Consider the following 15,701-nt stretch of genomic DNA (forward strand, 5'->3'; position numbering starts at 1 on the left):
CGGGTCCGCCGGGCCGCCACCGGGCCGGCGCTACCGCCAGTCGGCTGCGCCGCCCGCACCCGGCGCCGTCGCCTCGATCTTCGCCCTGATCTCCCGCATGACCGCGACGATCCGCTCCTCGTGCTCCGGCGTCAGCCGCGCCACCGGCACCGAGCAGCTGACCGCGTCCTGCGCGGGGGTGTCGTAGCGCAGCGCGAACCCGAACCCGACGAGGCCGAGGACGCCTTCCTGGCGGTCCACGGAGTACCCGCGCGCCCGCACCTCGGCGAGGTCGGCCAGCAGCGCCCGACGGCTCGTACGGGAGTGCGGGGTGAACGCCTCGTACGGCCCCTCGGGCAGTTCACTGTCCGGCCGCTCCGCCAGCAGCGCCTTGCCGAGCGCGCCGACGTGCGCCGGAAGCCGCCGCCCGACCCGGCTGATCGTGCGCAGGTACTCGTGCGACTCGCGCGTCGCCAGATACGCCACACCGCGGCCGTCCAGCCGCCCCAGGTGGATCGTCTCGCCCAGCGCCTCGGACGCCTCGTCGAGGTAGGGCCGCACCAGCCGCACGCGCGGGTCGGAGTCGAGATAGCTCGTGCCGGTCAGCAGCGCGTGGATGCCGATGCCGTACAGGGAGCCGGTCACGTCGGTGCGCACCCAGCCCCGGCTGACCAGGGTCTGGAGCAGCGCGTACATGGAGCTGCGCGGCACGCCCAGCTCGTCCGCCAGTTCCTGGAGCCGCGCCGGCCGGTCGCCGCGCGCCGCGAGCAGTTCCAGCAGCTCGACCGTGCGTGCCGCGGACTTCACCTCGCGGACTCCGCCTGTCTCCGACATGTGCCGATCGTAAGGGTGTGCGGGTCGAGGGGGCGCACGCCCATTGACGGTCGCTGTTCGCGTATATAACCTCCATCTTCATACGTAGATGACGTTTACATAGGGAGATGGCCGAGGGTGAGCCTCGACAGGGAAAGCGACAGAGAAGGCGCCACGGACCGCGCCACGGAACGCGACAGGAACCGCGAACGGGAGACGGTCCGCCGCCTGCGGGACGGCATGGCCCAGGGGGTGCTCTCGTTCCCGCTCACCAGCTTCCACGACGACGGCTCGCTCGACCCCGACGGCTTCCGCGCGCACGTCGCGGCCCGCATCGCGACCGCACCGGGCGCCGTCTTTCCCGCCTGCGGCACCGGCGAGTTCTTCTCCCTCGACGAGGACGAGTACCGGCAGGTGGTCACGATCGCCGTCGAGGAGGCGGCCGGCCGGCTCCCCGTCGTCGCCGGAGCCGGCTACGGCTGGGCCCAGGCCGCCCGGTTCGCGCGCATCGCGGAGGAGGCCGGCGCCGACGCCCTCCTCGTCCTGCCGCACTACCTCGTCGCCGCCCCGCAGGACGGCCTCGTCGCCCAGCTGGAGCACCTCGCCGCCCGCACCCGGCTGCCCCTCATCGCCTACCAGCGCGGCCAGGTCGCCTTCACCGCCGCCTCGCTGCGGCGGGTCGCCGCCGTCCCGGGCGTCATCGGCCTCAAGGACGGGCACAGCGACCTCGACCGCCTCCAGCGGCTGACCCTCGCCGCCCCCGACGGCTTCCTCTTCTTCAACGGCGCCGCCACCGCCGAGATCCAGGCCCGCGCCTACGCCACGGTGGGCGTCCCCGCATACTCCTCCGCCGTCCACGCCTTCGCCCCGGAGATCGCGAACGCCTGCTTCACCGCGCTGCGCGACGGCGACGACAAGACGCTCCACCGGCTGCTGCGCGACTTCTACGTCCCGCTCGTCGAACTCCGCGACCGGGTACCGGGCTACGCCGTCTCCCTGGTGAAGGCGGCGGCCTGGCTGCGCGGCCACCGCGTGGGACCGGTCCGCGCACCGCTCACCGACCCCTCGCCCGCCGACCTCGCCGAGCTGCGGGCCCTGTTGGCCACCGGCCTCGACCTCGTAGGAGCCGCGCTGTGAACCTCACGATCACCGACGTCCGCCTGACCCCGATCCTGGTCGCGGACCCGCCGCTGCTCAACACCCAGGGCGTGCACCAGCCGTACACGCCCCGGCTGATCGTCGAGGTCGAGACGGCGGACGGGGTCACCGGCGTCGGCGAGACGTACGGCGACACCAAGTACCTGGAACTGGCCCGCCCGTTCGCCGAACGGCTCGGCGGCCGTTCCGTGAGCGACCTGAACGGCCTGTTCACCCTCGCCGACGAACTGGCCGTCGACAGCTCCCGGACCTCCGGGCAGGTGGACGTCGGCGGGCTGCGCGGCGTCCAGACCGCCGACAAACTGCGACTGTCCGTCGTCTCCGCCTTCGAGGTCGCCTGCCTCGACGCCCTCGGCAAGGCGCTCGGCCTGCCCGTGCACACGCTGCTCGGCGGCAAGGTGCGCGACGCGGTCGAGTACAGCGCCTACCTCTTCTACAAGTGGGCCGGCCATCCCGGGGGCGTCCCCGCCGAGAAGGACGACTGGGGCGCGGCCCTCGACCCGGCCGGGGTCGTCGAGCAGGCCCGGCGCTTCAAGGAGCGCCACGGCTTCACCTCCTTCAAGCTCAAGGGCGGGGTCTTCGCACCGGACGAGGAGATCGCCGCCGTACGGGCACTGGCCGAGGCGTTCCCCGGCCACCCGCTGCGGCTCGACCCCAACGGCGCCTGGTCGGTGGAGACCTCGCTGAAGGTGGCCGACGAGATCGGCGGCATCCTCGAATACCTGGAGGACCCCGCCCTCGGCACCCCGGCCATGGCCGAGGTGTCCGCGCGGACCGACGTGCCGCTCGCCACCAACATGTGCGTGACGACGTTCGCCGAGATCAAGGAGGCGTTCACCCGCGACGCCGTCCAGGTCGTCCTCTCCGACCACCACTACTGGGGCGGACTGCGCAACACCCGGCAACTCGCCGAGATCTGCCGGACGTTCGGCGTCGGCATCTCCATGCACTCCAACACCCACCTCGGCATCTCGCTGGCCGCCATGACCCACGTGGCGTCCACCGTCCCGAACCTCCACCATGCCTGCGACTCGCACTACCCCTGGCAGTCGGAGGACGTCCTCACCGAACGCCTCACCTTCGACGGCGGCAAGGTCACCGTGTCGGACGCGCCCGGCCTCGGCGTCGAACTCGACCGGGACAGGCTCCGGTTCCTGCACCGGCGCTGGCTCGAGGACGACGGCGCCCTGCGCGAACGCGACGACGCGGCCGCGATGCGCGTCGCCGACCCCGACTGGGTCACCCCGTCCGTGCCCCGCTGGTGACGGGAGCCCGGCCTCCTGGCGGGACGCCTGACCCGGCGCACCCGGCCGACCCGGCCGCGCCGGGCGGACGACGCACGCGGGGCCTGCGGGGCGTGGCGCGCCCGGCGTGACGACCGGCGGGTTGTCGGTGGCGTGGTGCACACTGGCCAGATCGGCACCACGTCAGGGAGCGCACCGTGACCGCGTCCAACGCGTCCACCGGAGAGGGACACCACCAGACCGGCAACACCGGCATCAGGGCCGGCGGCGACACCGGCGAGGCCGGCGCCGGGACCGGCCAGGCCGCCCGGGTCGATCCGCTGGCCGCCCGGCGCACCCCCGACGACCCGCCGTGGGACGTCTACCTCACCGGACCCGTCTTCCTCGACATCATCTTCACCGGCCTCGACTCCGCCCCGGTACGCGGGACCGAGTCCTGGGCGCGCGGGATGGGATCGAGCCCCGGCGGCGTCGCCAACATGGCCACCGCCCTCGCCCGGCTCGGTCTGCGCACCTCCCTCGCGGCGGCCTTCGGCGACGACCACTACGGCGAGTACTGCTGGGACGCCCTCGAACGGGGCGAGGGCATCGACCTCAGCGCCTCACGCGCGGTCCCCGGCTGGCACTCCTCCGTCACCGTCTCCATGGCGTACGAGGGGGAGCGAACGATGGTCTCGCACGGCCACGAGCCGCCCCCGCAGGAGCCCGCGCCCGCCTGCCCGCCGTACGCCCGCGCCGCCGTCGCCTCCCTCACCCCCGGCACGAGCGCCCCCTGGATCGCCCAGGCCGCCGCCCGCGGCACCCGCATCTTCGCCGACGTCGGCTGGGACGACACCGGTGCCTGGGACCTGGCCGGCCTCACCGACCTGGCGCACTGCGAGGCCTTCCTGCCGAACGCGCAGGAGGCCATGCGCTACACCGGCGCCGGCTGCCCCCGCGCCGCCGCCCACGCCCTCACCGAGCACGTACCGCTCGCGGTCGTGACGCTCGGCGCCGAGGGGGCCTATGCCGTGGACCGGCGTTCCGGCGAGTCCGCCGAGGTCCCGGCCATCGCCGTCGAGGCCCTCGACCCCACCGGCGCCGGGGACGTCTTCGTGGCCGGCTTCGTGGCCGGCACCCTCGCCGACTGGCCGCTCGCCGACCGCCTCGCCTTCGCCGGCCTCACGGCGGCCCTCTCCGTGCAGGAGTTCGGCGGCTCGCTCTCCGCCCCCGGCTGGTCCGAGATCGCGGCCTGGTGGCGCAGGGTCCAGTCGGTCGAGGGCCAGGACCCCGAGGCGCTGCGGCGCTACGCGTTCCTGGACAGCCTGCTCCCGACGCTGCTCCCGGCGGCGGAGGAGGCCACCCCGTGGCCGCTGCGCCGAGCGGTGCCGACGATCGGTTTCGGCCGTTCGGCATAGTCGCCGGATCCCGGCCCCGGACCCCGCTCCGGGCCCCGCCGTCGGACCCCTAAAAGCCCTACGGCGTTGTCAGTCCCCTGGCGTACCCTTGAAATCGCCAGGCCGCCCTTGTGGCAGGCGAGTCGTATCCGGGAGGACGTAGAGGCCTTCGGGCCCGCCTATGACTCAGACACCCACAGCTCACACGCCCGCGCAGGGCAAGGCGAGAGCACAGTTCACGGTTCCCGCCCAGCACCCCATGGTGGCCGTGCTGGGATCCGGAGACTCCCTTCTGCGCGTGATAGAGACGGCCTTCCCGGCGGCTGACATCCACGTCCGGGGCAATGAGATCAGCGCGGTCGGCGACCCACGGGAAGTCGCCCTCGTCCAGCGCCTGTTCGACGAGATGATGCTGGTGCTCCGCACCGGGCAGCCGATGACGGAGGACGCAGTGGAACGCTCGATCGCCATGCTGCGGGCGAGTGAGAACGGGACGAGTGACGGCCAGGAGACCCCGGCCGAGGTTCTGACACAGAACATCCTGTCCTCGCGCGGTCGCACCATCAGACCCAAGACCCTCAACCAGAAGCGGTACGTCGACGCGATCGACAAGCACACGATCGTCTTCGGCATCGGCCCGGCCGGTACCGGCAAGACCTACCTGGCCATGGCCAAGGCGGTCCAGGCCCTGCAGTCCAAGCAGGTCAACCGCATCATCCTGACCCGCCCGGCGGTCGAGGCGGGGGAGCGGCTCGGCTTCCTCCCGGGCACGCTCTACGAGAAGATCGACCCCTACCTGCGCCCGCTGTACGACGCCCTGCACGACATGCTGGACCCGGACTCGATCCCGAAGCTGATGGCGGCGGGCACGATCGAGGTGGCGCCGCTGGCGTACATGCGGGGCCGGACCCTCAATGACGCTTTCATCATCCTGGACGAGGCCCAGAACACGAGCCCCGAGCAGATGAAGATGTTCCTCACCCGGCTCGGCTTCGACTCGAAGATCGTGATCACGGGTGACGTGACCCAGGTCGACCTGCCGAACGGCACGAAGTCGGGTCTGCGTCAGGTCCAGGACATCCTGGAGGGGCTCGACGACGTCCACTTCTCCCGCCTGTCGTCCCAGGACGTCGTCCGGCACAAGCTCGTCGGCCGTATCGTCGACGCGTACGAGCAGTACGACAGTGAGAACGGTACGGAGAACGGCACCCACAAGGGCGGCCGTAACAAGCGGAAGTAGACAAGCCAGCACCATGTCGATCGACGTCAACAACGAGTCCGGAACCGAGGTCGACGAGCAGGCGATCCTCGACATCGCCCGCTACGCGCTCGCCCGGATGCGCATCCACCCGCTCTCCGAGCTCTCGGTGATCGTGGTGGACGCCGCCGCCATGGAGCAGCTGCACATCCAGTGGATGGACCTGCCGGGGCCGACGGACGTCATGTCCTTCCCGATGGACGAGCTGCGTCCGCCGTCGAAGGACGACGACGAGCCGCCGCAGGGCCTCCTGGGCGACATCGTGCTGTGCCCCGAGGTCGCCGAGCAGCAGGGCAAGGACGCGGAGACGCGGCACTCCATGGACGAGGAGCTCCAACTGCTCACCGTCCACGGGGTGCTGCACCTGCTGGGCTACGACCACGAGGAGCCCGACGAGAAGGCCGAGATGTTCGGTCTGCAGGCCGCCATCGTCGACGGCTGGCGTGAGGAGAAGGGCCTGACCGGCCCGTCCCCGGCTCCGACCGTCTCATGAGTCCCACCCTCGTCGCCGGCGCGATCGCCCTGGTCGTCGTCGCCTGGCTCGCCGCCTGCGCGGAGGCGGGCCTCGCGCGCGTCTCCAGCTTCCGCGCCGAGGAGGCCGTACGTTCCGGCCGTCGGGGCAGCGCCAAGCTCGCGCAGATCGCCGCCGACCCGACCCGCTATCTGAACGTGGCGCTGCTGGTCCGCGTCGCCTGCGAGATGGCGGCGGCCGCGCTGGTCACCTACGCGTGCCTCCAGCAGATCGACGGCACGACGGCGGCCCTGTTCGCGGCGATCGGCGTGATGGTCCTCGTGTCGTACGTCGCCGTCGGCGTGTCCCCGCGCACCATCGGCCGCCAGCACCCGCTGAACACGGCGACGGCGGCCGCGTACGTGCTGCTCCCGCTGGCGCGGATCATGGGCCCGATCCCGTCGCTCCTGATCCTCATCGGCAACGCGCTGACCCCCGGCAAGGGCTTCCGCCGGGGCCCCTTCGCCTCCGAGGCGGAGCTGCGCGCGCTGGTCGACCTCGCCGAGAAGGAATCCCTGATCGAGGACGACGAGCGCCGTATGGTGCACTCCGTCTTCGAGCTCGGCGACACCCTCGTCCGCGAGGTGATGGTCCCGAGGACCGACCTCGTCGTCATCGAGCGGTACAAGACCATCCGCCAGGCGCTGACCCTCGCGCTGCGCTCCGGTTTCTCCCGCATACCGGTGACCGGGGAGAACGAGGACGACATCGTCGGCATCGTGTATCTGAAGGACCTGGTCCGCAAGACGCACATCAACCGGGACGCCGAGGGCGAGCTGGTGTCGACGGCGATGCGGCCCGCCGCCTTCGTGCCCGACACCAAGAACGCCGGTGACCTGCTGCGGGAGATGCAGCAGGACCGCAACCACGTCGCCGTCGTCATCGACGAGTACGGCGGCACGGCCGGCATCGTCACGATCGAGGACATCCTGGAGGAGATCGTCGGCGAGATCACCGACGAGTACGACCGCGAGCTCCCGCCGGTGGAGGAACTCGGCGACGACCGTCACCGGGTCACCGCCCGCCTCGACATCACCGACCTGGGCGAGCTGTACGGCCTGGAGGAGTACGACGACGAGGACGTGGAGACCGTCGGCGGGCTGCTCGCCAAGGCGCTGGGCCGGGTGCCCATCGCCGGCGCGTCGAGTGTGGTCGACCTGCCGGACGGGCGCGCGCTGCGGCTGACGGCGGAGGCCGCGGCCGGCCGCCGGAACAAGATCGTCACGGTGCTGGTGGAGCCGGTGGAAGCGGCGGACCGGTCGGACGAGGAGACGAAACCGGCATGACGAGGTCTGGAGGAGCGGAGTGAAGCCTCGGGAACTGCGCGCCCTGTGTCTGTCCTTCAACGCGGCGGTGGAGGACTTCCCCTTCCGGCCCGAGATCTCGGTCTTCAAGGTCGGCGGCAAGCTGTTCGCGCTGACGACCCTGGAAGCGCGGCCCCTGACGGTGAACCTCAAGTGTGACCCGGACGACGCGGTGCGCCTGCGCGGGGAGTACGAGGGGCTGATCGTCCCCGGGTGGCACATGAACAAGCGGCACTGGAACACGGTGACGGTCGACGGGGAGCTCCCGGACCGGCTGGTCCGGGAGCTCGTCGAGGACTCCTACGACCTGGTGGTCGCCGGTCTGCCGCGGGCCGAGCGGCTGCGGCTCGACCGGCCCTGAGCCCGTCCGGCGGACGCGCGGTCCGGGTCCTGGCCGGTTCTTCGTATGCTCGGGGCATGACCGACAGCAACGCGCTCGACCCCGAGGACCGCAAGATCGTCACCCTGGCCCGTTCCGCGCGGGCCCGCAACGGTGTGCCCGAGGGGGCCGCCGTACGGGACGAGACGGGACGTACGTATGTCGCGGGGACGGTGGAGCTGCCGTCGCTGCGGTTGAGCGCGCTGCAGACGGCGGTGGCGATGGCGGTGGCTTCGGGGGCGGAGTCGCTGGAGGCGGCGGCGGTGGTGACCGCCTCGGAGGCGGCCGCCGAGGCCGATCTCGCCGCGGTACGCGATCTCGGTGGGCCGCAGACCCCGGTGCTGGTGGCCGGGCCGGACGGCACCGTCCGGCTGACCGTCTCCGCGGGCTGACGGATGACCGCCGGATGACCGTCGGCTGATGGTCTGCGCGGGCTGACGGCCGGTCGCGCGCGCGGGGCCGCAGGCCGGTCCGAGGTAGGCCGGTTTTCCCTCTTGCCGTTCTCGGATCGCTCACGCATCAATGGAACGCAAGTTCCGACGGACCGTCAGATTTCAGCTTCGGGCAGGGTGTCCGCACCCATCCCTCCCGGGCGGTGGTCCGCCGGCATCTCCCGTCCATCCACCCCCCACATGGATTCCCGTATTCGGGAAGGGAGCGGATCCCATGAGAGGCAAGCGAATCGGATCAGGTGCGGCCATGCTGGTCGGGGCCCTCGCGGTCACCGGACTGGCCCTCGCGCCCTCGGCTGTCGCCGTCACCCCGCTGACGGCGACCGTCACCGCCAACTGCGGTCTCTTCGGAGGCGGCGCAGCCACCCTCACGGCCACCCAGACGGGCACGGCCGCCACCCTCAAGCTGACGTCCACCGCGATCAGCACGCCCATCACGATCGGCGCGAACAGCATCAATTCCACGCTCACGATGGCGAACTCGACCGGCGCGGCGAGGGTCTTCTCCGGCACGGTGAACCCCGCCATGCCGGCCGGCTCCTCGATCACGGTCGGTCCGCTCAACGGGACCGTGGCCTCCGGTGACAGCCTGGACTTCTACGGCGGATCCCTGAAGATGGTCGTCTTCGGGATCACCGTCACCTGTACGGCGAGCGGGGCGCAGGCGCCGGGTCCGTTCGTGTTCAGCTGATAGCGGTCGGAAACCGAGCCGACAGGCCGTCGGCTTCCCGGCCCCGCCAGGAAGCTGACGGCCCATCAGTTCACCGCGTGATGTCCATTGACTTCTCACGCGATCCGCACCTCAATGCCCCCTGTCGGCGCAGAAGAGCCGCTGCGCCCGCACCCTGGAGGAGGGGGCAACATGGGTTCACCCCGAAGTTCCGGAAGCACCCGAGGTTCCCGAAGACGCCGCTGGGCGTCGCTGCTCGGCGTGACCGCGCTCGCGGTCACCGCCGGCGGGGCGCTGGCGGCCCCGGCCGGCGCCGCGTCCAACGTCGACTTCGACACGCACTGCATCCCGCCGGCGATCGCGGGCCTCCCGCCCATCGACGGCACCACCACCGCGAAGATCACGGCGGACGACACCAGTCCCGACGTCGGCGACACCGTCACCGTCACGTACACGGTGGTCACTCCCGCCGCGAGCAACCCCACCGACCTGGCCCTGCCGGCCGACATCATGACGCCGACGGGCAAGGTCACGCTCGGTGGCGCGCAGTCCGGCAGCGTCACGGTCACGGGCCCGAAGAAGAACGACCCGGTGCCCGGCAAGGGGGCCTTCCCGTCGTTCTCCATGACCGGCACCTTCACGGTCACCACCCCCGGCGCGATCACCCTCTCGCCCGGTGACTACAACATCCACACCAGCTACATCCTGGAGCTGGACACCCCCTGCACGGTGACCAACCCGCCCGCCCCGGTGTCGGAGACCGTCACCGCCGCCGACAACCCGCCGGCCAACACCCGTGCGATCTCGCTCGGTTCGGCCTCCGGGAGTCCCGGCGCGGCAGTCGCCGTCACCGGCAGCGGCTTCACCCCGGGCGCGGCCGTCACCCTGGCCGGGCGTTCCGCGTCCGCCCAGACCGCGGACACGGCGACCGTGACCGCGAACGCGCAGGGTGGCATCTCGGGCTCGCTCGTCGTCAGCGACCTCACCACGACCGGTGTCGTGGCGTACGAGGGCGGCGCGTGGAGCTCGGACCTCGGGGCCGGACCGGTCGCGTACGTCGTCATCGACGACCAGCCCGTACCGGAGGGCAGCCAGAAGGTGACCGCCACGGTCCGGGCGGGCACGCTGTCGATGTCCCAGGCCGGGGACGCCGTCCAGCTGTCCGCGGTCGAGTTCGGCCAGGGCGGGGCCTCGACCGGCGCGCTCCAGACGGTGACGGTCAAGGACTTCCGCGGCGGACCCGCGGGCTGGTCCCTGACCGGCAAGGTCACCGACTTCAGCGGCCCCGGCGCCAAGATCGACGCCGGCAAGCTGAGCTGGACGCCCGTGTGCGCCACCAAGGCGGGCAGTCCGAGTACCTGTCAGGCCGGTTCGACGGGCTCCATCGGCGCCTCGGGGGCGACCCTGGCGTCCACGCCCGACGGCACGGCCACCGGCGGCGAGTTCACCGCCGACGCCCGACTCTCCCTCGACGTACCGTCGTTCACGCCTCCGGGCAGCTACGCCGGCGTCCTGACCCTCACGCTCACCTGAGCGTACGCACCACGTCCACCGGTGGCCGGGCGCCCGCCCCACAGGTCCGCACCCGCCCGTCCAGCCGGCCGTCGACGGCCGTTCGCCGTCCACGTCCGTTCTTCGCAGTCCGTTCGCCGAAGTCCGTCCATCGGGGCCCGCCGGCCGGGACCCGTTCGCCGGGGGGTCCGCACCCATGCGCAAGCCGTACGTCCTCCTCCTGCCGCTGCTGTTCCTCCTGACGCTCGCGACCCCCGCCCGCGCCGCCGACAACGGCAGCTGGTCGGTCTACCCCGTCTCCTCGGCCGTCGCCGCGCGGCCCTACTTCTACGTCTCCGCCGATCCCGGCCAGTCGATCGAGGACAAGGTCGTCGTCGCCAACAAGACGGACGAGCCCCTCACCTTCCGGCTGTACGCGGCCGACGCCTACAACACCGCCCGCGACGGCGGGTTCGCCGTGAAGTCGCTCGGCGAGAAGATGCGCGGCGTGGGCGCCTGGGCCGAGCTGCCGAAGGACCGGGTCACCGTGCCGGGCCGTGCCACGGTCACCGTGCCGTTCACCGTCCGGGTGCCCGAGGGCGCCGAGCCCGGCGACCATCCGGGGGCGATCGTCGCCCTCGACGAACGGGTCGCGCAGGGCGACGGCGGGGTCGCCCTCGGCGTCCAGCGGGCCGTCGGTGCCCGCGTCTACCTCCAGGTCGGCGGGCCCACGCTGCCCGCGCTCGCCGTCGAAAACGTGAGGATCAGCCACGACCAGCCGCTGGTTCCCGGCCTCGGCGACAGCACGGCGACGATCTCCTACACCCTGCACAACACCGGCAACGTCACCCTCGTACCGAAGGTGGAGCTGAAGGCGAGCGGCCTCTTCGGCCGTACGCTCCTGACCCGGGACCTGACGAAGCTCCCCTCCCAGCTCCTCCCGGGCCAACGCGTCCGCCTCACCGAACGCTGGGCGGGCGCCCCGCAACTCGACTGGACGGACGTCAGACTGACGGCGACCGCCAAGAACACGAACGAGTCGGCGACGGCGTCCTTCGTGGCGGTGCCATGGCTCGTGGTGGGAGTCGTGGCGGCGGCGATCGCGGCTGGGGCGGGGTTCCTGATCAGACGGCGGCGAGGGCCCGAGGGGCAGAGCCGCCGAGGGGCACGGGGAACGGCACGACCGGCCCCCGCGCAGCCGCAGTCGAAAGTCGGCCGGCCCGTCGGAGGCCGACGCTAGAGCGCGTCGGGTCCCCGCTCACCCGTCCGCACCCGCACGACCGTCTCGACCGGCAGCGCCCACACCTTCCCGTCCCCGATCTTCCCGGTCCGTGCGGCCAGCACCACCGCGTCGATCACGGCATCGGACACCGCGTCCTCGACGACGACCTCGATGCGCACCTTGGGCACGAGGTCGACCTGGTACTCGGCGCCCCGGTACACCTCGGTGTGGCCCCGCTGCCGGCCGTAGCCGCTGGCCTCGGTCACGGTCAGGCCGTGCACGCCGAGCTCCTGGAGGGCCGTCTTGACCTCGTCGAGGCGGTAGGGCTTGACGATCGCGGTGATGAGCTTCATTCCTGTGGTTTGACCTTCTGGGCGGAGAGGACGGGGTGCGAGCCGACCGGGGCGCCGTGGCCCAGGACGCCGTGATCGTATGCCGTCTCGGCGTGCACCGTAAGGTCCAGGCCGGTGTGCTCGTGGTCCTCGTCGGCGCGCAGGCCGATCGTCTTGTCGAGCACCTTGCCGATGCCGTACGTGACGGTGAAGGCGTACGCCCCCACGACGACCACGGCGACCAGCTGCCTACCGAGCTGGGCGAGCCCGCCGCCGTAGAGGAGGCCCTCCGCCCCGCCGGTCATGGTGTCCACCGCGAAGACGCCGATGAGGAGCGTGCCGATGACCCCGCCGACCAGGTGGACCCCGACCACGTCGAGGGAGTCGTCGTAGTTCAGCTTGAACTTCCAGCCCACCGCGTAGGAGCAGACGACACCGGCCGCGAGGCCGACGACCAGGGCGCCGAGCAGGGAGACCGAGCCGCAGGAGGGCGTGATGGCCACCAGGCCCGCGACCGCGCCGGACGCCGCGCCCAGCGTCGTCGGGTGGCCGTCGCGCCGCTGCTCGACGAAGAGCCAGCCGAGCAGACCGGTGCAGCCGGCGGCCAGGGTGTTGAGGAAGGCGGCGGCCGCCAGACCGTTCGCGCCCAGGGCCGAGCCCGCGTTGAAGCCGAACCAGCCGAACCAGAGGAGCCCCGCGCCCAGCATCACCATGGGGAGGTTGTGGGGACGCATCGCGTCCTTCTTGAAGCCCAGGCGCGGGCCCAGGACCAGGCACAACGCCAGACCCGAGGCGCCGGAGGTGATTTCGACGGGGAGACCGCCGGCGAAGTCGAGGGCGCCGAGCCGGTCGAGGATCCAGCCACCGGGGCCCCACACCCAGTGCGCGACGGGAACGTATACGAGGAGTGCCCAGACCGGTACGAAGACCAGCCACGCGCCGAACTTCGCCCGGTCCGCGATCGCGCCGCTGATCAGGGCGGCCGTGATGATCGCGAAGGTCAGCTGGAAGGTGGCGAACAGGAGGGTGGGGACCGTGCCCTGCACGCTGTCCGGGCCGAGGCCCGCCATCCCGGCGTGCTCCAGCCCGCCGATCAGCCCGCCCCCGATGTCGTCGCCGAACGCGAGCGAGTAGCCGGCCGTCAGCCACACCACCGTGACCAGCGCGATCGACACGAAGCTCATCATGAGCATGTTGAGCACGCTCTTCGTGCGGACCATGCCGCCGTAGAAGAGGGCCAGACCCGGGGTCATCAGCAGAACGAGGGCGGTGGCGGCGAGCAGCCAGGCGGTGTCGCCGGTGTTCGCATGGGCGGCGGCCAGAGTCACGGGGGTCTCCAACGATGCGGGGGCTCGTCAGAGGTTCACCGCTTTCGGTTTCCGGTCGCGTACGGGTGTGTTTCCGCGACGTTTCGTTGCGTGGAGGTTTCCGGGAGCTCACGCTGGAGGGCACTGCCGCTCGTGTGTACGGCGGGGCTTCGTGGATCAGGGAGAATGGGGGCCATGAGCGTTCGTAACCAGTCATCCGAGCAGTCGGCCGAGGCCCTCCACCGCGCCGGCTTCGCCTGCTTCGTGGGCCGTCCCAACGCGGGCAAGTCCACCCTCACGAACGCTCTGGTCGGGAAGAAGGTGGCGATCACCTCGAACCGTCCGCAGACGACCCGGCACACGGTACGGGGCATCGTGCACCGCCCGGACGCCCAGTTGATCCTGGTCGACACGCCTGGCCTGCACAAGCCGCGCACCCTGCTCGGCGAGCGGCTGAACGACGTCGTGCGCGCCACCTGGGCCGAGGTCGACGTCATCGGCTTCTGCCTGCCGGCCAACGAGAAGCTGGGCCCCGGCGACCGGTTCATCGCCAAGGAGCTGGCGGGGATCAAGCGGACCCCGAAGGTCGCGGTCGTCACGAAGACCGACCTCGTGGACTCCAAGGCGCTCGCCGAGCAGCTCATCGCGATCGACCAGCTCGGCAAGGAGCTGGGGTTCGAGTGGGCGGAGATCGTGCCGGTCTCGGCGGTCGGCGACCAGCAGGTCGGGCTGCTCGCGGACCTGCTCGCGCCGATGCTCCCGGAGAGCCCGCCGCTCTACCCCGAGGGCGACCTGACGGACGAGCCCGAGCAGGTGATGGTCGCCGAGCTGATCCGCGAGGCGGCGCTGGAGGGTGTCCGGGACGAGCTCCCGCACTCCATCGCGGTGGTCGTCGAGGAGATGCTCCCGCGCGAGGACCGTCCGGCGGACAAGCCGCTGCTCGACATCCACGCCAACATCTACATCGAGCGCACCAGCCAGAAGGGCATCATCATCGGCCCCAAGGGCAAGCGCCTGAAGGACGTGGGCATCAAGTCCCGCAAGCAGATCGAGGCACTGCTGGGCACGCCCGTCTTCCTCGACCTGCACGTGAAGGTCGCGAAGGACTGGCAGCGCGACCCCAAGCAGCTCCGCAAGCTGGGGTTCTAGCCCGTCCTGGGGTTCCAGCCGTCCGCCGGGGTTCCCGGCCGCCGTGCTGGGATTCCGGTCCGTGCTCGGGTTTCAGCCGGTCCGGCGAGAGGGCGTTCCCTGCGGGGACATGTCCTGCAACCCCACCACCCGCAGCAGACGCAGTCGTTCGTAGGCCTCCGTGCCCGGGCGGGCCGTGTGGACGACCAGGAGCTGGTGGTGCTGGTGGCTGAGCAGGACCTCGCAGTCCAGCTCCAGCAGGCCGACCAGCGGGTGCAGGAAGCGTTTCGTCGCCTTGTGCCGCAGGGACACCTCGTGCTCGTCCCACAGGCGGGCGAACTCCTCGCTCGCCGCGCGGAGTTCGGCGACCAGGGCGGCGGGTTCGGGGTCGTCCGGGCGGGCGGCGGCGACCGCGCGCAGGTTGGCCACCTGGGCGCGGGCGTGGTCGGGCCGGTCCTCCTCCGGGAACAGGGTGCGGGCCTCCGGGTCCAGGAAGTAGCGGCGCAGCAGGTTGCGCTCCCGCCGGGGGCGCGACATGACGTCGCGGGTCAGCGCCCTGCCCATCGCGTTCTGGGCCAGGACCTCGCCGCAGTCGGTCACGACCTGCGCCGGGGTGTCGTGCAGGCGGTCCAGGATCAGCATCAGACCGGGCGGGACGTGCGCGGACGCGGTCTCACGGCGTGGCGGCTCCTCGCCGGCCAGGTGGAACAGGTGGTCGCGCTCGTCGTCGGTGAGGCGCAGGGCGCGGGCCAGCGCCGTCAGCATCTGGCGGGACGGGTGCGGGCCGCGGCACTGTTCCAGGCGCGTGTAGTAGTCGACCGACATGCCCGCGAGCTGCGCCACCTCCTCGCGGCGCAGTCCGGGCGTACGGCGGCGGGCCCCGGTCGTCAGACCCACGTCCGACGGGGTCAGGCGGTCCCGGCCGCGGCGCAGGAAGTCGGCGAGTTCGGTTCGGTTCACCCCTCCAGGCTGCGCCAAGCCGCCCGGCTTATCCAGGGACTGCCGATCCCCTGATCGACAGGTCTCTCCCGGTCGTCCCGGCTGCGTCCGAGGCTGGTGGCACCAGACCGAGGGAGC

General features: G+C 71.8%; 16 protein-coding genes. 12 read left to right on the forward strand and 4 right to left on the reverse strand.

Translation table 11 applies throughout. From position 1 onward, the window contains the following. Positions 1-30 precede the first annotated feature (30 nt). Positions 31-813: an IclR family transcriptional regulator gene (locus OG440_RS24955; protein ID WP_406009008.1), complete on the reverse strand. Its 783-nt coding sequence runs from the start codon at positions 811-813 to the stop codon at positions 31-33. Positions 814-1,032: 219 nt separating this feature from the next. On the opposite strand from OG440_RS24955, the gene OG440_RS24960 reads away from it, so the two are divergent. The 11 genes from OG440_RS24960 (at position 1,033) to OG440_RS25010 (ending at position 11,875) form a co-directional block, all read left to right on the forward strand. Next, positions 1,033-1,929: a 5-dehydro-4-deoxyglucarate dehydratase gene (locus OG440_RS24960; RefSeq protein ID WP_406011448.1), complete on the forward strand. Its 897-nt coding sequence runs from the start codon at positions 1,033-1,035 to the stop codon at positions 1,927-1,929. Next, complete coding sequence (locus OG440_RS24965) at positions 1,926-3,215, forward strand: glucarate dehydratase family protein (RefSeq protein ID WP_406009009.1); 1,290 nt, start codon at positions 1,926-1,928, stop codon at positions 3,213-3,215. Before OG440_RS24960 ends, OG440_RS24965 begins: the two co-directional genes overlap by 4 nt. Positions 3,216-3,448: 233 nt before the next feature. Beyond that, the gene (locus OG440_RS24970) at positions 3,449-4,591 is read left to right on the forward strand and encodes a carbohydrate kinase family protein (RefSeq protein ID WP_406011449.1); all 1,143 of its coding nucleotides are present in this window, start codon (positions 3,449-3,451) and stop codon (positions 4,589-4,591) included. A 160-nt stretch (positions 4,592-4,751) separates the two neighbouring features. Next, positions 4,752-5,810, forward strand: coding sequence for a PhoH family protein (locus OG440_RS24975; protein WP_406009010.1), 1,059 nt, complete (start codon positions 4,752-4,754; stop codon positions 5,808-5,810). Between the two features lie 13 nt (positions 5,811-5,823). Continuing rightward, positions 5,824-6,321: an rRNA maturation RNase YbeY gene (ybeY, locus tag OG440_RS24980; RefSeq protein WP_406009011.1), complete on the forward strand. Its 498-nt coding sequence runs from the start codon at positions 5,824-5,826 to the stop codon at positions 6,319-6,321. Next, on the forward strand, positions 6,318-7,625 hold the full coding sequence (locus OG440_RS24985) for a hemolysin family protein (RefSeq protein WP_406009012.1): 1,308 nt from the start codon (positions 6,318-6,320) through the stop codon (positions 7,623-7,625). Before ybeY ends, OG440_RS24985 begins: the two co-directional genes overlap by 4 nt. A gap of 19 nt (positions 7,626-7,644) precedes the next feature. After that, a complete protein-coding gene (locus OG440_RS24990; protein WP_406009013.1) occupies positions 7,645-8,004 on the forward strand; it encodes an MmcQ/YjbR family DNA-binding protein in 360 nt (119 codons plus the stop codon). Between the two features lie 56 nt (positions 8,005-8,060). Beyond that, positions 8,061-8,414, forward strand: coding sequence for a cytidine deaminase (locus OG440_RS24995; RefSeq protein WP_406009014.1), 354 nt, complete (start codon positions 8,061-8,063; stop codon positions 8,412-8,414). Between the two features lie 274 nt (positions 8,415-8,688). Then, a complete protein-coding gene (locus OG440_RS25000) occupies positions 8,689-9,165 on the forward strand; it encodes a hypothetical protein (protein ID WP_406009015.1) in 477 nt (158 codons plus the stop codon). 171 nt (positions 9,166-9,336) lie between these two features. Beyond that, a complete protein-coding gene (locus tag OG440_RS25005; protein WP_406009016.1) occupies positions 9,337-10,677 on the forward strand; it encodes a beta-xylosidase in 1,341 nt (446 codons plus the stop codon). A gap of 175 nt (positions 10,678-10,852) precedes the next feature. Then, complete coding sequence (locus OG440_RS25010) at positions 10,853-11,875, forward strand: WxL protein peptidoglycan domain-containing protein (protein ID WP_406009017.1); 1,023 nt, start codon at positions 10,853-10,855, stop codon at positions 11,873-11,875. On the opposite strand, the gene OG440_RS25015 is transcribed toward OG440_RS25010, so the two are convergent. Then, positions 11,872-12,210 carry a P-II family nitrogen regulator gene (locus OG440_RS25015; RefSeq protein WP_385564613.1) on the reverse strand — a complete coding sequence of 113 codons (339 nt, stop codon included), beginning with the start codon at positions 12,208-12,210 and terminating at the stop codon, positions 11,872-11,874. The genes OG440_RS25010 and OG440_RS25015 overlap by 4 nt on opposite strands. Then, entirely contained in the window at positions 12,207-13,517 is a 1,311-nt protein-coding gene (locus tag OG440_RS25020) for an ammonium transporter (RefSeq protein ID WP_406009018.1), read from the reverse strand. The genes OG440_RS25015 and OG440_RS25020 overlap by 4 nt, the downstream gene beginning before the upstream one ends. A 174-nt stretch (positions 13,518-13,691) precedes the next feature. Between OG440_RS25020 and era the strand changes: the two genes are divergently transcribed. Then, positions 13,692-14,645, forward strand: a complete 954-nt coding sequence (gene era, locus OG440_RS25025) for a GTPase Era (RefSeq protein ID WP_406009019.1) — start codon at positions 13,692-13,694, stop codon at positions 14,643-14,645. A gap of 72 nt (positions 14,646-14,717) precedes the next feature. Here the strand turns inward: era and OG440_RS25030 are convergent, their stop codons facing one another. Next, positions 14,718-15,584 carry a helix-turn-helix transcriptional regulator gene (locus OG440_RS25030; protein ID WP_406009020.1) on the reverse strand — a complete coding sequence of 289 codons (867 nt, stop codon included), beginning with the start codon at positions 15,582-15,584 and terminating at the stop codon, positions 14,718-14,720. Positions 15,585-15,701: the final 117 nt, after the last annotated feature.

This window comes from Streptomyces sp. NBC_00637 (assembly GCF_045161545.1).
Classification (GTDB): Bacteria; Actinomycetota; Actinomycetes; order Streptomycetales; family Streptomycetaceae; genus Streptomyces.